Below are 25,978 nucleotides of genomic sequence, written 5' to 3'. Positions count from 1 at the left end.
TGTTACCGTGCTGTGGATGTCTACCTGATGGGAATATATAATGGAATTCTTTAAAAAATTTGGTCTCGTACTCCTGACTGGCATAGGGATTCTTGCTGCCCTGATTTTCTATTCACTCAATATCCCTCATAAACGCAATGCAAATATCATCGAGCGTGGCGTGATGACGGCCTTTTTACCCGTAATGAAGCCGGCGACCAAGGTCAGCGGTTTTTTTGAGGATGTCTGGGATAACTACATCAATCTGGTGGATGTTCGACTGGAAAACCTGCGACTGCGGGATGAGATCAAGGGACTCAATTCCCGGATCATAACCGCCGAGGAAACCAGGTTGGCCAACCAGCGCCTGGAAAAACTGCTGGGCATGAAAACCACACTGAAAATACCGACACTTCCTGTTACCGTGGTGGGGGAGGATGTCAGTTCCTGGTTTAAAACGCTTGTGATTGACCGCGGCAGTTCCAGTGGAATTGCCGAGGGTATGTCCGTTGTGGCGGCTGACGGTGTTGTTGGTCAGATAGTCAAGGTTGCGCCCACTTCTGCCAGGGTTTTGCTGCTGACGGACCATGCCAGCGGCATTGCCGCAACCATACAGCGTTCACGCGCACGTGGCGTGGTAAAGGGCAAGGGAGAAGGTCTCTGCTCACTGGAATTCACTACCCGCGAAGAAGACGTCAAGGTCGGTGACATGGTTGTTACCTCAGGTATTGGGGGTGTATTTCTCAAGGGGGTGCCGATCGGTGAGGTAACCATGGTAAAACGCGGAGAATACGGAATTTTCCAGACAGTCACCATTCGCCCCTCAGCCAACATCTCGCATCTTGAGGAGATCCTGGTGGTGTTGAGGAACCCCAATGACTAGGAACCTTAGCGCGCTGCTCGTGATCATGCTGGCGGTGGTTGTTGAAACCTCCGTGCTGCCGATTCATGTCGCCACCCCCTTCAAACCGGATCTGCTCCTGATTGCAATGGTGTATCTGGCCTTGCGTGGCTCCATTGAAACAGGTGTTTTTCTGGCGTGGCTTTTGGGGGTCGTCAAGGATGTTTTCAGCGGTCTTTATCTTGGATTGAATGCTTTCACCTTCCTGTTGATATTTCTCGTCATAAAAAGTGTCTCGGATCTTCTGTATGCTGAAAGCGGTGAGCTTTTTGTCGTCACTGTCACTGCTGCGACCCTGGCGTGCGTGTCTGCAGATCTGATCCTGCTGATCATGTTCACTTCAACACCCGGCATATCGTATTCCATGACCGCCAACCTTTTGCCCCATCTGCTGGCAAATGCCTTTGCGGCATCACTTGTTACACTTCTGCCGGTCTTTTCATCTCCCCAGGAAGTGCTATGAAGGGGCAGCGCTTTGTTCGCGAGGTGCTGGAGTCCAAACAGCGGATTTTGGCCATTTCATTTGTAGTCGGAGCAATTTTTTTCCTGTTATTGCTGCGGCTGTGGCACCTGCAGATCCTGAGCGCAGATGATTACCGCAGCATGTCAGAGAACAATCGACTGCGTTTTGTGCCGGTGGCCGCCTCCCGGGGGGCGATTATGGACAGGGGAGGCAAGGTTCTGGTCAGTAACCGGCCCTCCTTCAGTTTGGCGGTAGTTCCTCAGGAAGTAAAAGACAAGGACGCTCTGCTCGATCAACTTGTCAGATTGCTTGGCCTTGATCGGGTTGAGCTGGAAGAACGCTGGAAAAAGGCCCAGGGTCGCGCCAAATATTACCCGATTGTGCTGGCATCCAATATCAGCCGCGATCAGGTTGAAATCATCGAAGAGAACCGCCTGCGTTTGCCGGGGGTTGAGATCGAGATGAAGCCGGTCCGGGAATACTCGAGTAATCTTCTGGCAGCCCACCTGCTGGGGTATATCGGTGAAATATCTGATGATGAGTTGGATAAAAAGGGTTACGAGGATTACAATCCGGGCGATTATATCGGCAAAAACGGCATTGAGCGCAGCTGGGAGCCGGAGCTGCACGGTGATGACGGCGGCCGGCAGCTGGAGGTTGATGCCCGCGGCAGGGTGCTGCGGACTATTTCCGAATCCTTTCCGACGGTAGGAAACAGTGTCGTGCTTACCATTGACGCGGCACTTCAGAGGCAGACCGAAAAGGCTTTCGGTGACCAGGCCGGTGCGGCAGTTGCAATGGATGTCAATACCGGTGAGGTGTTGGCCTTTGTCAGCTATCCGTCATATGATCCCGCCCTGTTCAGCGGCAAGCTCCCCGCCGATATCTGGAAATCCTATCTGGAAGATAAACGCCACCCCCTGGAAAACAAGGCTTTGACCGGTCAATACCCCCCCGGGTCAACCTTCAAGGTCATTACTGCTCTGGCAGGGCTGGAGGAGGGCAAGATCACCGACAGCACCTCGGTCAACTGCAGCGGTTCCTACGAGTTGGGCGGGTCGACCTTCAATTGCTGGAACAAGCGTGGTCATGGCACGACCAGTCTCAAAAAATCCCTGAGGGAATCCTGTGACGTATATTATTACCAGCTGGGAGAACACCTGGGGGTTGATCTGATTGCCAAAACCGCCCATAAATTCATGCTCGGTGCTCCGATGGGGATCGGTTTGACGAATGAGAAGCCCGGTTTGATCCCCACGGCCGAATGGAAGCAGAAGCGTTTCGGCAAACGCTGGTATCACGGTGAGACCCTGCCGGTTGCCATCGGGCAGGGCTATGTATTGATGACTCCAATCCAGATGGCCTCGATGATTGCCACGGTTGCCAACGAAGGGACCGTATATCGGCCGTTTCTTGTCAAAAAGATTGTAGATACGGAAGGCAGGACATTAAAGGAATTCAAGCCGGAGGTCATTGGTCGGACAGGGATTTCGCCGGAGCACTTCCGGTTGGTCAAGCAGGGCCTGTTTTCGGTTGTGAATGACCCTGGCGGCACCGGCGCCTCGGCACGGCTGTATGATGTGCGTGTAGCCGGAAAGACCGGGACCTCGCAGGTCGTCAAGATGCGTGACAGCAAGCGCGAAACAAAGTATCAGTTTCGCGATCACGCCCTGTTTGTGGCTTTTGCACCATACGAAAAACCCGAAATTGCTATCGCGGTGATCATCGAACATGGCGAGCATGGCGGTTCCGCGGCCGCTCCGATTGCCGGCCGCATGTTGCGGGCCTATTTTGATGGCAAAAAACCGTTGGCCAGGCCGGTGGAAAACAACAGGAAATCAGACGATGAGGACAGTGAGGAAGAGGATCTGCCATTGCCATTAAAACCGGCCGTACGGGGGAATACAGCCAATGATTGATCGCCGCCTTCTGACAAATATTGACTGGACGCTGGCCGGACTGGTGGTAACTGTCTGTCTGCTGGGCATGCTCAACATCTATAGCGCAACCGCGCCCTACAAGATTCTGGCAACGCCCTACTACATCAAACAGTTCTACTGGTTTCTGGTCGGGACGGTCATTGCGTTATCGGTCTGTACGGTTGATTACCACATTCTGGAGGATTTCTCCTACTGGTTTTACGGCGTACTGATCGTGCTGCTGGTGGCGGTTCTGGTCGTCGGCCGCCGTTCCATGGGTGCCACCCGCTGGCTTAACCTGGGACTTTTCAATGTCCAGCCATCCGAACTGATGAAAATTGTCATCATCATAACATTTGCCCGTTTCTTTAACACCTTTCAGTCGATCGGCGGTTTGTCCGTTAAGGATATGCTCTTTCCGTTGAGTATCCTGGCGGTGCCGACCTTGCTGATAATGAAACAGCCTGATCTGGGTACGGCTATTCTGGTGATCCTGATAGCCCTTTCCATGACAGTATATCGCGGTTTGCGCTGGACAACGGTAGTGACGATCGTCCTGGTCACCATTCCGATGGCGTGGCTGGGGTGGAGTCATTTCCTGCGGCCCTACCAGAAGAACCGTATCCTTGATTTCCTGAATCCGGAGCGTTCCCGCCTGGGCAGCGGATACCATATCATTCAAAGCAAGATTGCAATCGGTTCCGGCGGCATCATCGGGAAGGGCTTTGTCAAAGGCACCCAGTCCCAACTCCGTTTCCTTCCGGAGCAGCACACGGATTTTGCATTTTCGGTATTTGCCGAGGAATGGGGGTTTGTCGGCTGTCTTGTCCTGATAGTTCTCTACCTGTCACTGGTGCTGTGGGGGCTCAATATCGCCTGGCGCTGCAACGACCGCTTCGGGACCCTGCTGGCGGTCGGAGTCACGGCCATGCTGTTCTGGCATATCGTGATCAACATGGGCATGGTGATCGGCATGTTCCCGGTGGTGGGTGTGCCGATGCCGTTTTTCTCCTACGGCGGAACCTCGATGATTACGTCCATGGTGGGTATCGGCTTGCTGCAGAATATCAGCATGCGGAGGTTCATGTTCTAAGGGGATTGGGGAACGTTTTACCCATTTGACCTTTACATTGCCGTTGGTTTTATTTATTGTACACAATTCTATTTTGATGAACATACCCGAAGGAATTCATGGATATCAGTAAAATTCGCAACTTCTCCATCATCGCCCATATCGACCATGGCAAATCCACGCTGGCGGACCGTCTGCTGGAATTTACCGGCGCCCTTTCCGACCGTGACAAACAGGACCAGTTCCTGGACAAGATGGATCTGGAACGTGAACGCGGCATCACCATCAAGGCCCAGACTGTTCGGCTCAACTATCGTTCCAACGATGGTGTCGACTATATTCTCAACCTGATCGACACCCCCGGCCATGTGGACTTCACCTATGAGGTTTCCCGCTCACTGGCGGCCTGCGAAGGCGGTTTGCTGGTGGTGGATGCCTCCCAGGGGGTTGAAGCCCAGACCCTGGCCAATGTCTATCTGGCGCTGGACACCAACCTGGAGGTCTTTCCGGTCATCAACAAGATCGACCTTCCGGCCGCCGACCCGGAGCGGGTCAAGCACGAGATCGAGGAGATCATCGGAATCGATGCCCATGATGCCGTGCTGGCCAGTGCCAAGGAGGGCATCGGCACCCATGAGATTCTCGAGCAGATCGTCAGGAAGATACCGGCACCCAAGGGAGATAAAACCGGCCCGCTGAAGGCGCTGCTGTTCGATTCCTGGTACGATCAGTACCAGGGTGTCATCATCCTGGTGCGGCTGTTTGACGGCACCTTAAAAAAAGGTGACAAGATTCAGCTGATGTCCACCAACAAGGCCTATGAGGCGCTCAAGGTCGGTATCTTTTCACCGGTAATGGTTGAAGTACCGCAACTTACAGCCGGTGAGGTCGGTTTTGTCATCGCCGGCATCAAGGATGTTGCCGATGCCAAGGTCGGCGATACGGTTACCCTGCTGAACCGGCAGTGCCTGGTGCCGCTGGATGGCTTTAAAGAGGTCAAGCCGATGGTTTTCTCCGGCCTGTACCCGATTGATACTGTCCAGTATGAACAATTGCGCGATGCCCTGGCCAAGCTCAAGCTGAACGATTCCTCATTTTCCTTTGAGCCGGAAACCTCCGTTGCCCTGGGCTTCGGATTCCGTTGCGGGTTTCTGGGGCTTCTGCACATGGAGATCATCCAGGAACGGCTGGAACGGGAGTTCGGGCTGGAGCTGATCACCACCGCCCCGACGGTTGTCTATCGTGTGCATAAAATGAACGGCGAGGTCTTTTCAATCCAGAGCGCCAATCAGATGCCGGAACTGCAGAGCATGGAGTTTCTGGAGGAGCCCTTCATTCTGGCCCATATCCACGTGCCCAACGAGTTTGTCGGCGGCGTACTGGCATTGTGTGAGGATAAACGCGGCGTTCAGCGCGAGATCAAGTACCTGACTCCGACCAGGGTCATGATCATCTACGAACTGCCGCTGAACGAGATAGTGCTTGATTTCTATGACCGTCTCAAATCGATCACCAAAGGATACGCTTCCCTGGATTATGAACACCTGGAGTACCGGCGCAGCGATCTGGTACGAATGAATGTCCTGATCAATGGCGAAGTGGTTGACGCCCTGTCTCTGATCCTCCATCGTGAAAAGGCATATTTCCGTGGCCGTGATCTGGTTTCCAAGATGAAGGAACTGATTTCACGGCAGATGTTCGAGGTTGCCATTCAGGCCGCTATCGGCAACAAGGTTATTGCCCGCGAAACGGTCAAGGCCATGCGCAAGGACGTTCTGGCAAAATGTTATGGTGGCGATATAACCCGCAAGAGAAAACTGCTTGAAAAGCAAAAAGAAGGCAAGAAGCGCATGAAGAACGTGGGAAATGTGGAGTTACCCCAGGAAGCCTTTCTGGCAATTTTAAAGGTGGATTGAGTCGCTGGAAACACTGCCTGAGTAAGCTGATTAAATACGTATGTACAAGGAAAGACCATGGAAGAATCCAAGGAAACAGCATCCGCACCGACTGCCATGAATGCTGCCAATCAGCAGGCGGTAGCGGGTCCTGAGTATAAAAAGAAAAGTATTGTTCGGGAATATGCGGAATCAATTGCCATTGCCGTTCTGCTGGCGCTTGTGATTCGAACCTATCTGGTTCAGGCCTTCAAGATCCCATCCGGTTCCATGGAGGATACGCTTGCCATAGGCGATCATCTGCTGGTGAACAAGTTCATCTACGGCACCAAAATACCGTTTACTAAAACGTCAGTCATTAAAATCCGCGACCCCCGTCAGGGAGATGTCATTGTATTTGAGTATCCTGAAGATCCCAGCAAGGATTTTATCAAGCGGGTGGTCGGTACTCCCGGGGATGTGGTTGAAGGGAAGGACAAGAAGGTCTTTGTCAACGGCAAGCCGTATGAAAATCCGCATGAAGTTCATAAAGAGAAGGAGGTCATCCCGAAAGAGATGAATCCTCGTGATACCTTTGGACCGGTTACTGTTCCACCTGATTCCTATTTTGTGATGGGGGACAACCGCGATCGTTCCTATGACAGCCGTTTCTGGAAGTTTGTCCGGCGGGACCAGATCAAGGGGCTGGCATTCATCAAGTACTGGTCGTGGGACCGGGAAAAGTTCCGGCCACGTTTCGGCAGCATCGGCAAGCTTATAAACTGAACAACTCTTTTCTCACAGAGTTCACAGCCAAAAGTAGGCGCTTGTAAGCGAGACACTGAGTGGAATCTGTCAAGAGGTTAATTCTTTACCTACTATGTATCGATTTAGTTTGCAGCATGTGATATTTTTCAAATTTTATCCGTGGGCTCTGTGAGCTCCGTGAGATTCAGATTTTAGATTTCAAGACTTTGATTGGAGGCACTATATGCATACACTGGGAAATTGGAAACGTACACACTACTGCGGCGATCTTACGGCCAGGGAAATCGGCCAAGAGGTCATCCTGATGGGCTGGGCCCTGCGCCGGCGGGACCATGGCGGACTTATTTTTATCGATCTTCGCGACCGGGAAGGGATTGCCCAGATTGTCTTTGATCCGGAGGTAAATGCCCAGGGACATGCGGTGGCAGAGTCGGTTCGCAGTGAATTCGTTCTGGCAATCAAGGGAACGGTTATACCCCGTCCGGAAGGTACGGTTAATCCTTCCATGAAGACCGGAGAGGTTGAAATCCAGGTCAGTGAGTGCAAGCTGCTCAATCGTTCCAAGCCTCTGCCGTTCATGCTGGACGAGCATAGTGAGATCAACGAAAATATTCGCCTTAAATATCGTTATCTGGATCTGCGCAGGCCCCAACTCCAGAATAACCTTATCCTGCGCTCGAAGGTATCTCAGCTAACGCGCAGTTATTTAACGGAAAACGGTTTTATCGAACTGGAGACACCTTTTCTGACGAAATCAACGCCGGAGGGGGCCCGCGATTTTCTGGTGCCGTCCCGCATCAACCAGGGCAGTTTTTATGCATTGCCCCAGTCGCCCCAGATCTTTAAACAGATCCTTATGATATCCGGTTTTGACAAATATTTTCAGGTGGTGCGCTGTTTCCGTGACGAGGATCTGCGGGCCGACCGTCAACCGGAATTTACCCAGATCGACTGCGAGATGTCGTTCATTGACCAGGAGGATATCATTACGGTCATGGAGGGCCTGATCGCACGGATCTTTACCGAAGCTAAAGGGGTCTCCGTTCAACTGCCGGTGGAGCGCCTTACCTACGCCGAGGCCATCCGCCGCTTCGGAGTGGACAACCCGGATCTGCGTTTCGGCATGGAGTTGTGCGATCTGACGGATACTGTCAAGTCCTCCGGTTTCAAGGTCTTTGCCGATGTGGCTTCCAAGGGGGGCATCATCAAAGGCATCAACGCCAAGGGCTGCGCGAAATTTTCGCGCAAGGATATCGATGATCTGACGGAGTTCGTCAAAATCTACGGTGCCAAGGGTCTGGCCTATGTCAAGATTGAAAACGGCGAGTGGCACTCCCCGATAGCCAAGTTTTTTACACCGGAAGAGATCGCCACCATGAACAACGCCTTTGGTGCTGAAGAGGGGGATCTGTTGTTCTTTGTGGCTGACAAGCCCAAGGTCGTCAACGATTCGCTCGGCAGGCTGCGTAACCATCTGGCCAATCTCCTTAAATTGACCAGCAAGGATGATTATCGCTTTGTATGGATAACAGAATTCCCTTTGCTGGAGTGGGATGAGGATGAAAAACGCTGGTGTGCGGTGCATCACCCCTTTACTGCTCCAATGGATGAAGATGTCGAATTTGTTGAATCCGACCCGGGACGTTGCCGTGCCAAGGCCTACGATCTGGTGCTGAATGGAAACGAGATCGGTGGCGGCTCCATCAGGATTCATCAGGAGCAGGTACAGTCACTGATGTTTAAACTTTTGGGCCTTTCTGTAGAATCAGCCCGCAGCAAGTTCGGGTTTCTGCTGGATGCCCTGGAGTTCGGCACACCTCCCCACGGTGGCATTGCCTTTGGCATGGACCGTCTGATCATGCTGTTGACCGGAAGTGACTCGATCCGTGACGTGATTGCATTCCCCAAGACCCAGAAGGGTACCTGCATGATGTCTGAAGCGCCTTCACAGGTAGATAACAAGCAGTTACGCGAGTTGGGTATCCGTCTTGCTGAAAAACAGGTTTGAGCTGCCATTCATGATGCGTGGGGTGGCACGACTCATAGCTGCTCTGATACTATGTATACTGACGGCTTGCTCAGCTCCGTCTCCGACCTGGCGTGCAAAAGCTGCAGCAATGGTTGATGAGCTTGCCCGTCAGAATGTCACCGGAATGTTTCCCCAGGAGTATAATAACCTGTTGGAAACATTCGAACATGGTGAGGCCGTGCTGCATGTTCATGAAGATGAACGGGAAGCTGACATCTTTTATCTGCTTGCCCTTCAAAAGGGAACGGTGTTGAAGGGTGAACTGCTGCGCCGTCAACAGCTTATGGCAGAGGAACAGCGTCAGCGAGAGGCCGAAGCGGCTGCCAGGGACGAAGAGGAACGCCTGATGGTTCAGGCTGCAGAAGCGGAGTTGAGACTGCGTGAACAGGAATTGTTGAAAGCCGCCCAGGAGGAGCAAGCCGTTGCGGCGGCAAAACGTGATGCTACTACGAAAGAACAACCTGTCTCGCAAACATCAGTCTACACCGTGCGCCGCGGAGAAACCCTTCCCCAGATTGCCGCCCGTACCGAGATATACAATGATGCAACCTTATGGCCCCTCATTTATCGTGCCAACCGCGACCAGATTCGCAACCCCAAACAGCTTTGGCCAGGTCAGGCACTCAAGATTCCGCGTCATTTTTCCCGCGACGAAGCCATAGAAGCCAAACGTTTTTCCGGCAGAAAATAATAGATACATCGTTTTTTGGAGCGCTTAGGTACGTCTTGCGGAAAAGTTTTTTTCTTGACAGTCAAAACGCTTTTGTATACTGTATACAAAATTTATAGTATACACTGTAAAAGCTTTCAAATTCAATTAGTTATAGTATGGCTTAATGTGCTTGCTGAGATGGTGATTATGTATATCAGGTGATACTCAACGGGTAGGTTTGCTGTACGGCGTATAATTACTATGCCGGTCTTCGTCAGGGAAATGGAACGGAAGAATCACTGCCGGTAACTGCAGAAATTTATTCTTATGACTCCGCCGTATACCGGCATAAAAACTAAGGAGAGAACATGACTACGCAAAAAATTATCTGGTCTAAGATTGATGAGGCTCCCGCACTTGCTACGTATTCATTGCTTCCGATTGTCAACGCCTTTACAAAGGCCGCCGGTGTTGTTGTTGAGACAAGGGATATCTCAGTAGCAGGAAGAATAATAGCGAACTTTCCCGACTATCTGACCGAAGACCAGAGAATGCCGGATTATCTGGCCGAACTTGGCGCGCTCACACAGAAGCCTGAGGCCAATATCATCAAATTGCCCAATGTCAGCGCTTCAATTCCCCAGCTGAAAGCTGCCATCAAGGAATTGCAGGAGCAGGGCTATAAACTCCCTGACTATCCTGAAGAGCCGAAAACCGATGCGGAAAAAGAGTTGAATGCCCGTTATGCAAAATGCTTGGGCAGTGCAGTAAACCCGGTGTTGAGAGAAGGAAATTCCGACAGAAGGTCGGCGCGTGCAGTTAAGGAATATGCAAAAAAATATCCTCACAAAATGGGCGCGTGGAGTCCTGATTCAAAGACCCACGTTTCGCATATGACCGCCGGCGATTTTTACCACAGCGAAAAATCCGTTACCATGGAAAAGGCTGGTAACGTAAAAATCGAGTTTGTGGATCAGGCCGGTAACGTCAAGGTTCTGAAAGAAAAATTGCCTCTTCAGGCCGGCGAAGTGCTTGACGGTGCCTTCATGAGTGCTCGCGCCCTGCGCACATTCATTGCGGAGCAGATTGCGGATGCAAAGGCAAAGGGTGTGTTGTTTTCGGTCCACCTTAAAGCTACCATGATGAAGATCTCCGATCCGATCATGTTCGGTCATTTCGTCTCCGTATTCTACAAAGACGTATTCGAAAAACATGCTTCGACATTTAGTGAACTTGGTGTCAATCCGGATCTCGGCATGGGTGATCTCTACGCAAAACTGCAGAAGTTGCCGGAAGCAAAACGGGCTGAAATCGAAGCCGATATTCAGGAAGTCTATAAGAAACAGCCGCCACTGGCGATGGTTGATTCAGATAAGGGCATCACCAACCTGCATGCCAGTAATGACATCATCATTGATGCATCCATGCCGGTTGTAATTCGCGACTCCGGCGGGATGTGGGGTCCGGACGGCAAGCTGCACGACGTCAAGTGTGTAATCCCGGATACCTCCTATTCTGAGTGGTATCAGGAGTGTATTGAATTCTGTCAGAAAAACGGCCAGTTCGATCCGACCACCATGGGAAGCGTCTCCAATGTCGGTCTCATGGCCCAGAAGGCTGAGGAGTACGGCTCACACGACAAAACCTTCAAGATTCCTGCAAACGGTACCGTGCGAGTTGTTGACGAGTCCGGAGCTGTTCTGATCCAGCACACTGTCGAAGAGGGTGATATCTGGCGCGGTTGCCAGGCAAAAGACCTGCCGATTCAGGACTGGGTCAAACTGGCAGTGCGCAGAGCACGTGCAACCGGTGCCCCTGCTGTTTTCTGGCTCGATAAAAACAGGGCTCATGACGCCCAGATGATTCTGAAAGTAGAAAAATATCTGAAAGACCTCGATACCACTGGTCTGGAAATTCATATCATGTCTCCGGTGGAAGCAATGCGCTTCACATTGCCACGGGCAAAAGCCGGTCTGGACACGATTTCCGTCAGTGGAAACGCACTGAGGGATTATCTGACCGACCTGTTCCCGATCCTTGAACTGGGGACCAGCGCAAAGATGCTGTCGATCGTACCACTGCTGGCTGGTGGCGGACTCTTCGAGACTGGCGCAGGTGGTTCGGCTCCCAAGCATGTTCAGCAGTTTTTACAGGAAGGCTACCTGCGTTGGGATTCGCTCGGCGAATTCCTGGCTCTTGGGGTGTCGCTGGAGCATCTGGCCGCTACCTTCAAGAATGAAAAGGCACAGCTCCTGGCCGATACACTTGATGTTGCCAATACCAAGTTCCTCGACAACAACAAAAACCCGGCCCGTAAGGTTGGGCAGATAGACAACCGGGGCAGCCACTTCTACCTGGCAATGTACTGGGCTGAAGCCCTTGCTGCCCAGACCAAGGATGCGGATCTTGCTGCCCGTTTTGCCAAAGTTGCCAAACAGCTGCAGGAAAACGAAGCAAAGATCAACGAGGAACTGATCGGCGCCCAGGGCAAACCACAGGATATCGGCGGATACTATAATCCAAACCCAGTTTTGACTGAAAAAGCAATGCGTCCCAGTGCGACCCTGAATGCTATCATTGACGCCATTGCATAGTTTGAAGATTCTGATGCTCTTTTAAAACTTGAACTACCAGCGGAAGTGGGTTGGATGGCTTATACGTATCTGACAGTCCCCTCAGGGGACAAGATCACCATGGGAACTGACGGAAAGCTGCGAGTACCGGACAACCCGATCATTCCGTTCATTGAAGGAGACGGTACCGGGGTCGATATCTGGAAGGCCTCGGTACGCGTTTTCGATGCTGCAGTAGAGAAGGTTTATGGCAGCCGTCGTAAAATTAGCTGGATGGAAGTGTATGCCGGTGAAAAGCCATTCAACCTTTTCCGCGAAAAGATGGGCGATAAGGCCTGGTTGCCCGACGAGACAGTTGCTGCATTCAGGGAGTTCCTGGTTGGCATCAAAGGGCCTTTAACCACACCAATCGGTGGTGGAATTCGCTCCCTGAACGTAGCCCTTCGTCAAATGCTTGATCTGTACACATGCCTTCGGCCGGTTCGCTATTTTCAGGGTGTTCCTTCACCGGTCAAGAAGCCGCAAGATGTCGATATGGTTATCTTTCGTGAGAACTGTGAAGATATCTATGCCGGTATAGAGTGGATGACCGGTACTGAGGAATGTGAAAAGATCATCAATTTCCTTATTAAGGAAATGGGTGTTGACAAAATCCGCTTCCCGGACAGTTCCTCAATCGGAATCAAACCGATTTCCCGGGAAGGTTCCGAGCGCCTGATACGGGCGGCAATCCGGTATGCGCTTGATCACAAACGCAAGTCTGTGACTATTGTCCATAAGGGCAATATTATGAAGTTTACTGAAGGCGCATTCAAGGATTGGGGCTACGGAATTGCCAAAGGGGAGTTTCGCGACCAGGTTGTCACTGAACGAGAAAGCTGGATTATTGACAATCAGGATCGCAATCCGGGCTTTTCAGTAGTGGAAAACGCCAAGGCGATTGATCCGGGCTACGATATGATGTCCCCCAGGCAGAAAGAGGATATCTGTAGCGAAGTCGAAGAAGCCATTACCCTGATGCCGACCCACAGTGGCGGCAAGTGGAAAAGGCTCCTGATGATTAAAGACACCATTGCAGATATAACTCTGCAACAGGTTCTGACCCGTGCCAAGGAGTTTGATGTTGTTGCCACAATGAATCTAGAAGGTGATTTCCTTTCGGATGCTTTGGCGGCACAAGTAGGTGGTATCGGTATTGCTCCGGGAGCCAACATCAACTATGTTACCGGACATGCCATTTTTGAGGCAACTCACGGAACAGCTCCAAAATACGCAAACCTTGACAAGGTCAACCCCGGTTCTGTTATACTATCCGGCGTTATGATGCTCGAACATATGGGGTGGCTGGAAGCAGCTGAAATCATAGTCAAATCCATTGACAAGACAATCGGCCAGAAGCGTGTAACCTACGACTTCGAGCGCATGATGCAAGGGGCAACGCTGCTTTCCTGTTCCGGTTTTGCCGATGCCTTGATCGAAAATATGTAACTGTTACATACCCGTTGTAGGACAGATTTTAATCCAGTCTACAATCAATTAAGCAACAAAAAAACCAGGAGGAAACAGAAATGGCTCGTAAAAAGATTTCTCTCATCGGTGGTGGTCAGATTGGTGGTGTTCTTGCCCAGCTTTGCGCATTGCGTGAACTTGGCGACGTTGTGCTGTTTGACATCGTTGAAGGACTTCCCCAGGGGAAAATGCTCGACATCGCTGAAGTCGGCCCTGTTGATCGTTATGACGTTAACCTGAAAGGTACCAACAGCTACGAAGACATCAAGGGTTCCGATATTGTTATCGTGACCGCCGGTCTGCCTCGCAAGCCGGGCATGAGCCGTGATGATCTGATCGAAGTGAACTCCAAGATCATGACCTCGGTTGCCGAAGGCATCAAACAGTATGCCCCTAATTCCATCGTAATCGTTATCTCCAATCCGCTTGATGCAATGGTTACCCTCTGCCAGAAAATTACCGGTTTCCCTTACAGCCGTGTTATCGGCCAGGCCGGCGTGCTTGACTCTGCACGTTTTGCCACCTTTATCGCCTGGGAACTGGGTGTGTCCGTGAAGGACGTAACTGCCATGACCCTTGGCGGCCACGGCGATGACATGGTTCCTCTGGTCCGTTATGCCAGTGTCAATGGTATTCCGGTTACGGAACTGCTCGAGCAGAAATATGGCGCAGAAAAGGGCAAAGAAGTTATGGAAGCAATGGTTAAGCGTACTCGCGGTGCCGGCGGCGAAGTTGTTGCCCTGCTGAAAACCGGTTCTGCGTTCTACTCGCCTGCATCTTCCGCCATTGCAATGGCCGAATCTATTCTCAAGGACCAGAAACGCGTTCTCCCAACCTGCTGCTACCTGCAGGGTGAGTTCGGTGTTAACGGTTTCTACGTCGGCGTACCGGCTGTACTCGGCGAAAAAGGTGTTGAGAAAATCATCCAGTTCAAGCTGGATGCTACGGAGCAGGCTATGATGGACAAGTCTGTTGCAGCGGTTAAGGAACTTGTCGGCAGCATGAAGTAGATTTCATCCAATCAAGATTCTTTTGTGTAAAGCAAAAGAAGGGCACGTGCCCTTCTTTTGCCACATTATGGGCTTGATATTTCACACCTTTTACTACGGAATAAAGGAGTAATTCCAGATGGAGAAAAAATTGCCAAAAATTGAGATTATCGAAAAGTACTGCAAGGGGTGCCATATCTGTGTCGAGTTCTGCCCCACCAAGGTTTTGGAAATGCAGGGCTTTGTAGTTGGCGTCAAGAACCTGGAAGCCTGCATCAAATGTATGCAGTGCGAACTCAGGTGCCCAGACTTCGCAATTAAAGTTATTACCGAATAATTCTACGGGAGGAAATTAACTGTGTCCAAAAAAGTAGCGTTTCTCCAGGGTAATGAAGCTGCAGCACAAGGCGCGCTGTATGCAGGCTGCAATTTTTTCGGTGGCTACCCGATTACCCCCTCAACTGAAGTTGCTGAGGTTATGTCAATTGAACTTCCCAAGGTTGGCGGGAAATTCATTCAGATGGAAGACGAGATCGGGGCTATGGCCGCCATTCTCGGAGCTTCCCTGGCAGGATCCAAGGTTCTGACCTCAACATCAGGCCCCGGTCTTTCACTGAAGCAGGAACTGATCGGCTACGGCTGTATCGCCGAAATTCCCTGCGTTATCTACAATGTCATGCGTGGTGGCCCTTCCACCGGTATGCCGACCGGTCCCAGCCAGTCCGACGTGATGTCGGCCAAATGGGGTACCCATGGTGACCATCCGGCCATCTGCCTGACACCGGCCTCTGTGCAGGAAACCTATGAAGAGGTTATCCGCGCCTTCAACCTGTCCGAAAAATATCGCACACCTGTCATGGTTATGCCGGACGAGATCGTAGCCCACATGCGTGAGCGTGTTGTGTTCCCCGAGCCGGGCGAGATCGAAGTGACACCGCGCAAGTCTCCGACTGTTCCGCCTGAGCAATACAAGCCCTATGACACCAGCTTCGGCGATGTACCTCCGCTGGCCGCATTCGGTTCCGGCTACAAATTCCATGTCACCGGTCTTAACAAGATGCAGGACGGTTTCCCGACCACCAAAGCCGAGATCGTTCAGGCCGAGGAAGAGCGTCAGGTCCGCAAGGTCGATGCCAATGTGGACGATATCGTTCAGTTCGAAGAGTACCAGCTTGCTGATGCAGAGGTTGTTGTAGTTGCTTACGGCTCTACCTCCCGTTCGGCCCGCTATGCGGTCAATGTTGCCCGCGAGCAGGGCATCAAGGCCGGCATGTTCCGCATCAAGACCTTCTGGCCGTTCCCTGACAAGCAGATTAAAGCGCTGGCAGCCAAGGTCAAGGGCTTTGTTATCCCGGAAATGAACCTGGGAATGTGCTCGCTGGAAATCGAACGTAACGCTCAGGGCAAGGCTCCGGTCCTTGGCATCTTCCGTGTAGACGGAGAGCCGATCAATCCCGACCAGATCCTCGAGAAAATCAAGGAGGTTAAGTAACCATGGCATTTGATTACGATAAATGGATTCGTCCCGGCAAACTTCCTCATATCTGGTGTCCCGGCTGTGGTCACGGCATCGTTATGAAGGGGTTGATCCGGGCTTTCGAAACACTGCAGCTCAAAAAAGAAGATACCGCTCTTGTTTCCGGTATCGGCTGTGCATCACGTCTGCCCGGCTACATTGACTGCTGTACCCTGCATACTGCCCATGGACGCGCTGCAGCCTTTGCTACCGGCGTTAAAATGGCAAAACCGGAGATGAACGTGATCCTGGTCGGCGGAGACGGCGACGGTACCGCCATCGGCGGTAACCACTTCATCCACGCCTGTCGCCGAAACATCGACATGACCTACATCATCCTCAACAACTATATCTACGGCATGACCGGCGGACAGTTTTCTCCCTGTACCCCGACCGGCCACAAGGCTTCCACCACCCCCTACGGCAACCCTGATCCAGGCTTCGATATCGCCAAACTGGCCATCGGTGCCGGTGCTACCTTCGTTGCCCGCGGAACTGCCTTCCATGCCAACCAGATCGACAAACTGATCGTCGAGGCTATTCAGCACAAAGGCTTCTCTGTTGTTGAAATTCTGGACGACTGTCCGACAACCTATGGTCGCCGCAATAAATACAAATCGGTTATCGAGATGATGAACCGCTTGAAAGAGGTTGCTGTTCCCGTCAAGGCCGCCGAAAAAATGACCGCCGAGCAGTTGCAGGGCAAGGTGCTCACCGGTGTTCTTTACAAAGAAGAGAAGCCACATTACACCGACGAGTACGCCAAGGTCATCGAGCGTGCCAAGGCCGCCAAATAATTACAGGAAAAGGAGCGATAAAGATGTCACGTTATGAACTCAGATTTTCCGGTGCGGGCGGGCAGGGCTTGATTACCGCCGGCATCATCATGGCCAAAGCTGCCTCCATCTATGAAGGCAAGCAGGCTGTTCAATCCCAGAGCTACGGGCCTGAAGCCCGTGGTGGTGCATCAAAATCGGAAGTCATCATCTCCGATGGTCCGATTGATTATCCCAAGATCACAAAATGTGATGCATTGCTGGCCATGACACAGGAAGCTGCCAACAAGTATTCACACGATCTTAAAGAAGGCGGCGTGTTACTTGTTGACTCTGATCTTGTCAAAACGCTTCCCAAAGGCAATTTCAAAACCGTTGCATTTCCGATTATCAATACTGCCAAGAATGATGTTGGTCGTGAAATCGTTGCCAATATCGTTGCATTGGGTGCTATGGTTGCTCTGACCGGTCAGGTTACGTTTGAAAATGCCGAAAAGGCTGTTCTTTCCAGCGTTCCTGAAGCATTTCTTGAACTGAACAAAAAGGCATTTACAATGGGTTTTGAAAGAGCCCAGGCAGCAGCCAAAGCCTAGTTGTACGGTTTCAGCTTGTAAAGAAAAGGCCCGGTGCGAAAGCAGCGGGCCTTTTTTGTGTTTCAAACGTCGATATGTAGTGTTCTGGCGGTGGGCTAGGTTTTAACGTGCGATGTACTACTCAGATCATCCCCAGTGCCTTGATCTCTGCCTTGAGCCAGGCGTACACCACCGGAGCAGCCACCAGACCGGCAATGCCGAAGGCGGCATCCATAAGCAGCATGGCGCTCAGCAGTTCCCATGCGGTGGCCTGTACTTCGTGACCGACGATCCTGGCGTTCATGAAGTATTCGGCCTTATGGATCAAGACCAGAAACAGCAGCGATGCAACGCCGACCGCCGGGGATACGCCGAGACTGATTACGACAATCAGGGTGTTGGATACCAGGTTTCCCACCACCGGCAGCATACCGACGGCAAATGTGAGCAGGACCAGAATGGTAGCCATGGGAAGGTGGATGCCGAAGAGCGGCAGGGCGATCAGCAGGTACACGGCGGTCAAGGCGGTATTGAGGGCCGATATCTTGACCTGCGCAAAAACCACCTTGTCAAAGGCTGTGGTAAGGGTTCGCAACCGGGAGCGCAGTGCACTGATAAAAGACGGCGACTGGTCGTGGTCCGTGAAATGGTGTACGGCAGCCATGCCGCCTACGACCATTCCCAGCAGCACATGGGCAAAGACCTTGACCCCCTCCATGCCGACGACAGATATTTTCTGGACATGATCGCCGAACATTTCGATGAGCTGCTGCCGCAGCCCTTCAATGGTCGTTGGCAGCACATCGGCAACCGAGTCGGGCAGGGCCCGTCGCAGGCTTCCAAGCGTGTCGACCACTGTAGCCAGCAGGGCTGCGATACCGTGGCTGCTGCCGATGAACGACCAGATAGCGGCGCAGGCGCTGGTCAGGCAGGTTATGACGCAGATCACGACAACTCCCAGAGAGACCTTGCGGGCAAAACGGTTCATATTTTTGGGGAGGTGGCGGGCAAGCTTCAATGTGAGCACATACACCGCAAGTCCGGCGAATACCGCCGGCAGCAGGTGAAAATGCAGGACAAGGAATACAGCGGCTGCGGCCAGCAGATAGCTGATGGTGGTATGTCGGGGCATCAAAACCTCTCAGAAACCGTTATAAATCGCATTTTATATATAGCTACTGCGCCATCCGCTTCAGGACTTGCTCCAGTTTGCGCAGCTCCTCGCCGTAACCGGCCCAGTTGCCCTGGCGCTGGAGAGTTGTGGCCTTTTCATAGATGCTCATCGCTTCCTTGGCCAGTGTGGCCGGAGTCGCTTTTGAATCTGGCGTGACCGCCATGGCCACGGCAGCGGCAGACTTCTTGCCGCCGAAGAGTCGCTGCAGGGCCAGTTCCAGGTTCTCCTCCATGACAACCTGGTCACCGAAGGCGACAATGACCCTCTTCAATTCCGGCAGAGCGGCCTTGTCGGCTGCCAGGAACAGCGGCTGTACATACAGTAGCGATTTTTCGATCGGAATCACCAGCAGGCTGCCCCGGATGACCTCTGAACCGCGCTGGTTCCAGAGCGACAACTGCTGGGAGATAAAGGAATCCTGGTTGATGCGGGCATCGATCTGTTTCGGCCCGTAAATCAGGCGGTCGCGCGGGAAGGTATAAGCCTTGATTTTCCCGTAATTCGCACCGTCACAGCGGGCCGTCAGCCAGGCCGCCAGGTTGTCCCGCTTGGAGGGGGTAAACGGCAGGAGCAGGATATATTCCTCCACCTTTTCGCCTGGCAGTTTCATGATGGTGTAGTAGGGTTCCATCTGCTTTTCGCCGAGGGCAGGGATCTCCCAGAGGTTCTCCTTGTTGTAGAACACCTTGGGATCGGTCATGTGGTAGGCGGCAAACATGGCGGCCTGTACCTGGAGGAACTGGTGCGGGTATCGCATGTGTCTGCGCAGGTCATCTGGCATGGCTGACATCGGCTTGAAGAGCGCCGGAAACATGCGGGCATACACCTTGGTCAGTACATCGTTCGGGTCGCTGATGTAGAAGCTGAGCGATCCGTCATAGGCATCTACAACCGCCTTGACGGAGTTTCGCATGTAGTTGATGCCCCCCTTGAGCGGTTTTGAATAGGGGAGGCGGTCAGAGTAGGTGTAGGCGTCGATAATCCATGTGAGCCCGCCGTTTTGGGTTACGACCATATAGGGGTCGCCGTCGAAACGGAGAAAGGGCGCCACCGCTCTGACCCTCTGATTGATGTTGCGGTTGTAGATGATGCGGCTCTCTGCGGTGATGTCGGATGAGAGCAGGATCTTCTCTGTCTTGAATTTGGCTGCGAACAGGGCCTTTTTAAGGAGGGAATCGATCGCTACGCCGCCTTTACCGGCATAGGTGGTATTGATATTGCCGGTGGCGGTCGGGTAGCTGAATTCCGGGACCTTGGTCTTGACGACCACATAGGTGTTGGACAGCTCGCCGTAATAGATTTCCGGCCTGGTAACCTTGATATCGGCCAGGCTGACAGCCGGGATATCCTTGACGAAAAACTCTGGCAGCCCCTCCTTGCTGATCCGGCTGACCGGACCGAAGGTGATGCCGTTGCCGTGGGTGAAGATCAGGCGTTCGTTGATCCAGTTTTTGCTGGGCAGATCCGCGTAGGAAAGTTCGCGCGGCGACAGCATGACCTGGGTGTACTGGCCGTTCACCAGGTAGCGGTCATTGTCCACATCGAAAAACTTGTAATAGGTCCTGATCTGCTGCAGCTGGCTGTAGGTCTTGAGCAGCGGGGCATGATCCCAGAGCCGGATATTCTTGATGGTGGCGTCATTGCTGGCAATATCGGCAGCAGACAGCTTCGTATCAACATCAAAGGGGATGGTCTCAATCTTGTCCAGATCGTAGCCGAGGCGGGTGAATTTGAGGTTGTTCTCGATATAGGGAGTTTCCAGGGCCAGTTCGTTGGGAGCAACCTTGAACTTCTGGAGCAGACCCGGATAGACCCGGATGCCGATCATATACACTGCCACCACGATTACCGGCGGCAGCAGCGCCATGCGCCAGGCGCCTTTCCAGATACCGACCGCCAGCACGACCCCCGCCAGAGGTGTCAGAAACGTCAGGACTCTGTAGGTCAGCAGTCGGGAATTGACATCCACATATCCGGCACCATAAAAGGCACCGTTGTTGGCAAATAACAGGTTGAAGCTGTCCAGATAGAAGCCCGCGGCGATCACACAGGCGAAGATCCCCACCAGAACCGCCAGATGTTGCCGGACTTTCTGGTCAACCGCCGCGCCGCGCTCCGTCAGGGTGATGCCCCCCCGGACATAATACGCCGCTGCGGTTACGGCAGCCGTTGCCAGCAGCATGAAGCTCGCAAAGCCCTTGAGTACCTCCATGAACGGCAGGCTGAACAGATAGAAACCGATATCCTTGCCGATCACGGGATCAACCGTTCCGACGTTCAGCCTGTTCGTGAACAGCAGCATGTTTTCCCACTGCAGGGCACCCCAGTTGGCTGCAAACAGCGCCAGAGCGGTACAGACCAGGATGCCCAGCGGTTTGACAAATCGCAGGATCTCGCTGCGGTGCAATCTCAAGCTGCCTGCATCGATAAACATGCTGGCAGAGGGGAAGGCAGATCGGTTTGCTAGCAGCAGATTGATCAGCGCAAATCCGAGCATCACTGCTCCAAAGAACACCCCGGCACCGGTCTGGGCATACAGCGTCGTCGTAAACACCGAAGAGAAACCTGTCTCGATGAAGAACAGCCAGTCGGTGTAGAAATTCAGCAGGTACGAAAGCAGGGGGATACATACTGAGGCAATTACCAGAATGAGAATGAACCTGTTTTTAAACATGCGCGACCCCTCTATAGTTCGGTTCTGAGCCTGATAATCAGGATACGTGTCAACAATGACTTTCTGCAAAACAGGCGGCTAAAATTACATTCTGATTATATCACCGGTTAAAGGGCGTAGAGGAATTGTCAGCCTTTTTTCTCTTGATAAAACGGTAAATAAGATAGCCCCCGCCTACCAGAAGCACGATTTCAAACATACCGATGCCGCCGCCACCCGTGCCGCCACCCATGCCGCCACCGGCACCCGCAAAGCTGCTGAAGAGCATACTTCCCAGCATACCGCCCATCATGCCGCCGGCCATGTTTCTCATGAATCCGCCGCCGGCCTGCTGCTGAAATGCGCCAGGTGCAGGCGCAGCCTGCTGCCGTGACGGGCCGGGTTGGGCGGAGGGGCTGGCCGGCCGGGAATAGCTGCGCGAGCTTCGGCTGCCCATAGAGCGGCTTCCGCCGGCCCTGGCCTCGGCGTTCAGCTCCAGCACGGTGATGCTTAAAAACAGAACCGCTGCAACGACAGTAAATAATGTGACAATGTGCCTGTTCATGTGTATCTCCCTGTGTGTTTCGCCAGTGGTTGAGCCGGAGGCGATGGTGATGGTGATGGTTCACTTACTATTCGAATGCTTCAGATGCGGCTGGTGAAGCTTGACCGGAGTACCCTTTCTGAGTCTCAGATTGAGCATCTCTACCATCACCGAGAAGGCCATGGCGAAGTAGATGTAGCCTTTGGGGATGTGCATGTCAAAACCATCGCCGATCAGTGCCACACCGATCAGGAGCAGAAAGCTTAACGCCAGCATCTTGATGGTCGGGTGCTTTTCCACAAAGGCACTTATTTTTCCCGAGAACAGCATCATGAAGCCGACGGCGATGACGACCGCGGCAATCATGACGGCAAGCTGGCTGGCCATCCCCAGGGCAGTGATGATCGAATCGAGCGAGAAGACGATGTCCAGCAGCAGGATCTGGACGATCACCGCACCAAAGGTCGCCCCTACGCGGGCCGCTGAGATCTCCTCCTCTCCTTCCAGCTTTTCGTGGATTTCCATGGTGCTTTTCCAGAGCAGGAACAGGCCGCCGGAGATCAGGATCAGGTCGCGACCGGAGATTTCGTTGCCCAAAACCGTAAACAGCGGAGCGGTCAGTCCCATCAGCCAGGTCAGCGAGAACAGTAGCCCGATGCGGATAAACATTGCCAGTCCAAGTCCGACCAGTCTGGCCTTTTCCTGCTGATGGGCAGGCAGTTTGCCGGCCTGGATGGAGATAAAAATAATATTGTCGATCCCGAGCACAATTTCCAGTGCGCTCAGTGTCACCAGTGCCATCCAGACCTGCGGATCCCTCATCCATTCCATTGCCAGAACCTCCTGTCAAGTTCATCGTATTTTGCTCGCGGTACAAATAAAAAAGACCTTTACCCACGGCGGAAAACGCATTGGATAAAGGTCTTGCTTGCGATATATCGTTCCCGGCCCGAGTCTTGCGACTGTGTTGACGGACGTGGGATCAGCCATGTCTCCGGCTGATAGCTACTCCCCTTTATGGAGATATGACAATAATTGAACTGTTCCGTGTTTGTCAAGCGGTCATTTTATGTCCAGCCACAGGTGAACCCTCATGGCAGCCAGCGCTCCAGTACGATTTTAAGTTCCTGCATCCGCAGTGGCTTTGATAGATAATCATTCATTCCGGCGGCCAGGCAACGTTCCCGATCCTCCTGCATGACATTGGCAGTATAGGCGATAACCGGAATCGCATGGTTTTTAACGCTGGAACCAGGGTCTCGTATGCAGGCAGTCGTTTCATAGCCATCCATCCCCGGCAGTCGACAATCCATGAATAACAGGTCAAATGGATCCTGCTGCAGCCGAGCGAGCGCTTCAGACCCCGTTGCAACGGTCTCGATTTGATACCTGTTTTTGCTCAGGTGTTCCTGCAGCACGAATGTGTTGGCCGCGTCATCTTCAACGATCAGGATATGTGCATAGTCGTTGGGGCTTGTATGAGCGGCCTTCCCGGCAATTATTTCCGTCGCGGGTTTTGCCTGACTGGCAACGCCGAACTCTGCCGTAAACCAAAAGGTTGACCCGCCGTTGCTTGAACTTTCCACGGCGATGGTTCCTCCCATCAGTTCCGTCAATTGTTTGCAGATGGCAAGCCCCAGTCCTGTACCTCCAAAACGACGGGTAGTGGAACTGTCTGCCTGGGTAAAGGGATTGAACAGCAGCCCGATCTTATCCGCCGGAATGCCGATGCCGCTGTCGGTTACAGACGTACGGAGCAGTAGTGTGGTCCCGCTCTGTTGCTGTATGCAGACCTGGATGGTTATTGAACCGCGTTCCGTAAACTTGATCGCATTGCCCAGCAGATTGATCAGCACCTGTCTGAGACGTTTGGCATCCCCGGTTACTGTTTCAGGAATATCCGCAGCAATCTCCAGTTTCAGCTCAAGCCCCTTGTCGCGTGTGCTTAAACTCATCATGGAGTAAATGTCGTCATACACGGAGCGGATCTCGAAATTCAGATGTTCAAGTTCCATGCAGCGGGCTTCAATCTTGGAAAAATCAAGAATATCGTTGATCAGGTCCAGCAGGGAATCACCGCTCAGCTTTACCAGGTTTGCATATTCACGCTGCGTTTCGTCGAGATCTGTATCGAGCAGCAGGTCCGTCATGCCGATGACACCGTTCATGGGGGTCCTGATTTCATGGCTCATGGTTGCCAGGAACTCGCTTTTGGCCTTATTGGCTGAATCAGCAGCATCGCGGGCTTCATGGAGATCGGCCACCATGTTTTGCATGACCTGTAACAGACGCCGCGTATCGTCATTGCCAATCGCCGCAAATTGGGTTGAATCGGCAGCATTGCTGGTCATTTGTGACGCCAGCTGCAGGGTTTCCCGCAAGGGCTGATTGATCCGCCGGGCGGCATACAGTGAAAAGGTCACGATCAACCCCAGGAAGAGAAAGCCTGCCGCAACGACCTGATGGCGTACCGCAGTCGCCTTGCTGTAGACATCATCGACATAGATACCGGTGCCGACCACCCAGCCCCAGGGCTTGAACAGTTGAACCCGCGACAGCTTCGGAATCGGGTTCCGGCTGTTTGGGCGTGGCCACTGGTAGCTGACAAATCCCTCTCCGGAAGATCGAACGACCTTATTCATTTCTATGAAAAATCTATTGCCGGCAGCGTCCTGGAAGTCGGCCATATCGGTACGGTCAAGCTCCGGGTGGGTCGGGTGCATTACCATCTGCATGTTGAGGTCATGTACCCAGAAATAATCATCATTTCCATAGCGCAACATACGCAGGTTATCCAGGGCTGACTTTTGTGCCGCATCCTGTTGCAGCACACCCTGCTGTACCAGCCTGTCATTGTGCTGCAGGATGGAAATGGCAACATCTGCCAGATGCTTTGCTGCATCCATGCGTTCATTCAGGAGCTGTTTTTCATAGAGCGGGATCAGCAGGAAATAAACGGCGCTGAAGCAGGTTACGATTGTGACGAGAGAAATACCGAAGACCTTGGCGAAAATGCTCCAGTTGCGCAGGCGGATATATTTTTTCACCATCATATTTTTTATCCGTTTCGGTGTGCATCGCACGATAATTTCGGGAATCAGGGACTCATTAAAACGGTTGTTTATACCGTATACAAAGAACTGACGCAATATTTATTCCACAGTAAATTATGTTAAATTCTGATTCGGATTATCATGTCGCCAATTGCTGGCAGATGCTGGTTTTTGGTACGCTCCTTGGGACAAGTGGGTGAAGTAGTCAGGGCACTTGTAGACATGTTTTGCCTCATGCTGGACGTATAACCTGTCGTTGCACATGCTGCGCTTGTCGGCTTGAAGGATTATCGCTATGATGCCTAACTGAAGTGAATTTGTGAACCAATGGGGAAATATGATTGCCATACGAACATTCATCTGTGCCGTTATACTTCTGGTTGCAGCCCTGCTGCCCTCTGCCTGCAGCAAGGCGCCACAGCTGCCGCTTCTGGCTGGCGATGCCACTATCCTGGCCTTCGGCGACAGCCTTACCGCCGGGAACGGCGCCGGAGATGCGGAGAGTTATCCGGCGGTGCTGGCGCGTCTGAGCGGGCGAAAGGTGATCAATGGCGGGGTTCCGGGCGAGGTTTCGGCCGGCGGTGTGCTGCGGTTGCCGGAACTGCTGGATCGGGAGCATCCCGCCCTGCTGATCCTCTGCCATGGCGGCAATGACCTGCTTGCCCGCCAGGACCACCAGCTGATTGCTGACAATCTGCGGGCCATGCTTCGCATAGCCCGGGAACGCGGAGTGGCGGTGCTGCTGGTGGCGGTCCCATCACCTGATCTCACGCTGAAGCCGCCGTCCTTATACGAAGAGCTGGCCGGGGAGTTCCGGATTCCCCTCGAGCGCAAGGCTTTGTCACATATCCTGGGGAAGGGCGCTCTCAAGTCCGACCATATCCACCCCAATGCGGCCGGGTACCGGCAGCTGGCCGAGGCGGTGTTTGAACTGCTGAAGAAGAGTGGGGCGCTGCCGTAGG

At 52.8% G+C, this 25,978-nt stretch carries 21 protein-coding genes; 16 read left to right on the top strand and 5 right to left on the bottom strand.

What is annotated here, in order from left to right:
* The first annotated feature begins 40 nt into the window (after positions 1-40).
* From mreC to ACOCF6_RS23685, 15 genes are all read left to right on the top strand, one after another.
* On the top strand, positions 41-862 hold the full coding sequence (mreC, locus tag ACOCF6_RS23755) for a rod shape-determining protein MreC (protein ID WP_482462977.1): 822 nt from the start codon (positions 41-43) through the stop codon (positions 860-862).
* Positions 855-1,343: a rod shape-determining protein MreD gene (gene mreD, locus ACOCF6_RS23750; protein WP_482462975.1), complete on the top strand. Its 489-nt coding sequence runs from the start codon at positions 855-857 to the stop codon at positions 1,341-1,343. The genes mreC and mreD overlap by 8 nt, the downstream gene beginning before the upstream one ends.
* The gene (gene mrdA / locus ACOCF6_RS23745) at positions 1,340-3,262 is read left to right on the top strand and encodes a penicillin-binding protein 2 (RefSeq protein ID WP_482462973.1); all 1,923 of its coding nucleotides are present in this window, start codon (positions 1,340-1,342) and stop codon (positions 3,260-3,262) included. Before mreD ends, mrdA begins: the two co-directional genes overlap by 4 nt.
* A complete protein-coding gene (gene rodA / locus ACOCF6_RS23740; RefSeq protein ID WP_482462971.1) occupies positions 3,255-4,355 on the top strand; it encodes a rod shape-determining protein RodA in 1,101 nt (366 codons plus the stop codon). Before mrdA ends, rodA begins: the two co-directional genes overlap by 8 nt.
* A gap of 98 nt (positions 4,356-4,453) precedes the next feature.
* Positions 4,454-6,250 carry a translation elongation factor 4 gene (gene lepA / locus ACOCF6_RS23735; RefSeq protein WP_482462969.1) on the top strand — a complete coding sequence of 599 codons (1,797 nt, stop codon included), beginning with the start codon at positions 4,454-4,456 and terminating at the stop codon, positions 6,248-6,250.
* Between the two features lie 96 nt (positions 6,251-6,346).
* Positions 6,347-6,994, top strand: a complete 648-nt coding sequence (lepB, locus tag ACOCF6_RS23730) for a signal peptidase I (RefSeq protein ID WP_482463432.1) — start codon at positions 6,347-6,349, stop codon at positions 6,992-6,994.
* Between the two features lie 205 nt (positions 6,995-7,199).
* Positions 7,200-8,984 (top strand): aspartate--tRNA ligase, encoded by a 1,785-nt coding sequence (aspS, locus tag ACOCF6_RS23725; RefSeq protein ID WP_482462967.1) that lies wholly within the window; start codon positions 7,200-7,202, stop codon positions 8,982-8,984.
* 109 nt (positions 8,985-9,093) lie between these two features.
* A complete protein-coding gene (locus ACOCF6_RS23720) occupies positions 9,094-9,696 on the top strand; it encodes a LysM peptidoglycan-binding domain-containing protein (protein ID WP_482462965.1) in 603 nt (200 codons plus the stop codon).
* Between the two features lie 329 nt (positions 9,697-10,025).
* Positions 10,026-12,251 (top strand): NADP-dependent isocitrate dehydrogenase, encoded by a 2,226-nt coding sequence (locus tag ACOCF6_RS23715; protein ID WP_482462963.1) that lies wholly within the window; start codon positions 10,026-10,028, stop codon positions 12,249-12,251.
* 54 nt (positions 12,252-12,305) lie between these two features.
* The gene (icd, locus tag ACOCF6_RS23710) at positions 12,306-13,718 is read left to right on the top strand and encodes an NADP-dependent isocitrate dehydrogenase (protein WP_482462961.1); all 1,413 of its coding nucleotides are present in this window, start codon (positions 12,306-12,308) and stop codon (positions 13,716-13,718) included.
* Positions 13,719-13,798: 80 nt separating this feature from the next.
* Positions 13,799-14,749, top strand: a complete 951-nt coding sequence (gene mdh / locus ACOCF6_RS23705) for a malate dehydrogenase (protein ID WP_482462959.1) — start codon at positions 13,799-13,801, stop codon at positions 14,747-14,749.
* A gap of 118 nt (positions 14,750-14,867) precedes the next feature.
* Positions 14,868-15,065, top strand: a complete 198-nt coding sequence (locus ACOCF6_RS23700) for a 4Fe-4S binding protein (protein ID WP_482462957.1) — start codon at positions 14,868-14,870, stop codon at positions 15,063-15,065.
* A 21-nt stretch (positions 15,066-15,086) separates the two neighbouring features.
* Positions 15,087-16,220 carry a 2-oxoacid:acceptor oxidoreductase subunit alpha gene (locus ACOCF6_RS23695; protein ID WP_482462955.1) on the top strand — a complete coding sequence of 378 codons (1,134 nt, stop codon included), beginning with the start codon at positions 15,087-15,089 and terminating at the stop codon, positions 16,218-16,220.
* 2 nt (positions 16,221-16,222) lie between these two features.
* Positions 16,223-17,041: a 2-oxoacid:ferredoxin oxidoreductase subunit beta gene (locus ACOCF6_RS23690; protein ID WP_482462953.1), complete on the top strand. Its 819-nt coding sequence runs from the start codon at positions 16,223-16,225 to the stop codon at positions 17,039-17,041.
* A gap of 23 nt (positions 17,042-17,064) precedes the next feature.
* The gene (locus ACOCF6_RS23685) at positions 17,065-17,613 is read left to right on the top strand and encodes a 2-oxoacid:acceptor oxidoreductase family protein (RefSeq protein ID WP_482462951.1); all 549 of its coding nucleotides are present in this window, start codon (positions 17,065-17,067) and stop codon (positions 17,611-17,613) included.
* Positions 17,614-17,734: 121 nt separating this feature from the next.
* Here ACOCF6_RS23685 and ACOCF6_RS23680 read toward each other — a convergent pair whose 3' ends face one another.
* The 5 genes from ACOCF6_RS23680 to ACOCF6_RS23660 all read right to left on the bottom strand — a co-directional run bounded on the left by ACOCF6_RS23680 (position 17,735) and on the right by ACOCF6_RS23660 (position 25,016).
* The gene (locus ACOCF6_RS23680; RefSeq protein ID WP_482462949.1) at positions 17,735-18,724 is read right to left on the bottom strand and encodes an AI-2E family transporter; all 990 of its coding nucleotides are present in this window, start codon (positions 18,722-18,724) and stop codon (positions 17,735-17,737) included.
* A 43-nt stretch (positions 18,725-18,767) separates the two neighbouring features.
* Positions 18,768-21,440, bottom strand: a complete 2,673-nt coding sequence (locus ACOCF6_RS23675) for a UPF0182 family membrane protein (protein ID WP_482462947.1) — start codon at positions 21,438-21,440, stop codon at positions 18,768-18,770.
* Between the two features lie 100 nt (positions 21,441-21,540).
* Complete coding sequence (locus ACOCF6_RS23670) at positions 21,541-21,984, bottom strand: hypothetical protein (protein ID WP_482462945.1); 444 nt, start codon at positions 21,982-21,984, stop codon at positions 21,541-21,543.
* Between the two features lie 60 nt (positions 21,985-22,044).
* Positions 22,045-22,794, bottom strand: coding sequence for a TerC family protein (locus tag ACOCF6_RS23665; RefSeq protein WP_482462940.1), 750 nt, complete (start codon positions 22,792-22,794; stop codon positions 22,045-22,047).
* A gap of 260 nt (positions 22,795-23,054) precedes the next feature.
* The gene (locus ACOCF6_RS23660) at positions 23,055-25,016 is read right to left on the bottom strand and encodes a cache domain-containing protein (RefSeq protein WP_482462939.1); all 1,962 of its coding nucleotides are present in this window, start codon (positions 25,014-25,016) and stop codon (positions 23,055-23,057) included.
* 337 nt (positions 25,017-25,353) lie between these two features.
* On the opposite strand from ACOCF6_RS23660, the gene ACOCF6_RS23655 reads away from it, so the two are divergent.
* On the top strand, positions 25,354-25,977 hold the full coding sequence (locus ACOCF6_RS23655; protein ID WP_482462937.1) for an arylesterase: 624 nt from the start codon (positions 25,354-25,356) through the stop codon (positions 25,975-25,977).
* Position 25,978: the final 1 nt, after the last annotated feature.

This window comes from Geobacter psychrophilus (genome assembly GCF_056821595.1).
This window is presented reverse-complemented; position numbering and strand designations above follow the sequence as displayed.

Coding starts and splice junctions, on each gene's coding strand:
- aspS (WP_482462967.1), top strand. CDS start 7,200: ATGCATACACTGGGAAATTGGAAACGTACACACTACTGCGGCGATCTT.
- ACOCF6_RS23660 (WP_482462939.1), bottom strand. CDS start 25,016: ATGATGGTGAAAAAATATATCCGCCTGCGCAACTGGAGCATTTTCGCC.
- ACOCF6_RS23655 (WP_482462937.1), top strand. CDS start 25,354: ATGATTGCCATACGAACATTCATCTGTGCCGTTATACTTCTGGTTGCA.
- ACOCF6_RS23685 (WP_482462951.1), top strand. CDS start 17,065: ATGTCACGTTATGAACTCAGATTTTCCGGTGCGGGCGGGCAGGGCTTG.
- ACOCF6_RS23670 (WP_482462945.1), bottom strand. CDS start 21,984: ATGAACAGGCACATTGTCACATTATTTACTGTCGTTGCAGCGGTTCTG.
- mreC (WP_482462977.1), top strand. CDS start 41: ATGGAATTCTTTAAAAAATTTGGTCTCGTACTCCTGACTGGCATAGGG.
- lepB (WP_482463432.1), top strand. CDS start 6,347: ATGAATGCTGCCAATCAGCAGGCGGTAGCGGGTCCTGAGTATAAAAAG.
- mrdA (WP_482462973.1), top strand. CDS start 1,340: ATGAAGGGGCAGCGCTTTGTTCGCGAGGTGCTGGAGTCCAAACAGCGG.
- rodA (WP_482462971.1), top strand. CDS start 3,255: ATGATTGATCGCCGCCTTCTGACAAATATTGACTGGACGCTGGCCGGA.
- mreD (WP_482462975.1), top strand. CDS start 855: ATGACTAGGAACCTTAGCGCGCTGCTCGTGATCATGCTGGCGGTGGTT.
- ACOCF6_RS23680 (WP_482462949.1), bottom strand. CDS start 18,724: ATGCCCCGACATACCACCATCAGCTATCTGCTGGCCGCAGCCGCTGTA.
- ACOCF6_RS23665 (WP_482462940.1), bottom strand. CDS start 22,794: ATGGAATGGATGAGGGATCCGCAGGTCTGGATGGCACTGGTGACACTG.
- ACOCF6_RS23700 (WP_482462957.1), top strand. CDS start 14,868: ATGGAGAAAAAATTGCCAAAAATTGAGATTATCGAAAAGTACTGCAAG.
- ACOCF6_RS23715 (WP_482462963.1), top strand. CDS start 10,026: ATGACTACGCAAAAAATTATCTGGTCTAAGATTGATGAGGCTCCCGCA.
- ACOCF6_RS23675 (WP_482462947.1), bottom strand. CDS start 21,440: ATGTTTAAAAACAGGTTCATTCTCATTCTGGTAATTGCCTCAGTATGT.
- lepA (WP_482462969.1), top strand. CDS start 4,454: ATGGATATCAGTAAAATTCGCAACTTCTCCATCATCGCCCATATCGAC.
- icd (WP_482462961.1), top strand. CDS start 12,306: ATGGCTTATACGTATCTGACAGTCCCCTCAGGGGACAAGATCACCATG.
- mdh (WP_482462959.1), top strand. CDS start 13,799: ATGGCTCGTAAAAAGATTTCTCTCATCGGTGGTGGTCAGATTGGTGGT.
- ACOCF6_RS23690 (WP_482462953.1), top strand. CDS start 16,223: ATGGCATTTGATTACGATAAATGGATTCGTCCCGGCAAACTTCCTCAT.
- ACOCF6_RS23720 (WP_482462965.1), top strand. CDS start 9,094: ATGGTTGATGAGCTTGCCCGTCAGAATGTCACCGGAATGTTTCCCCAG.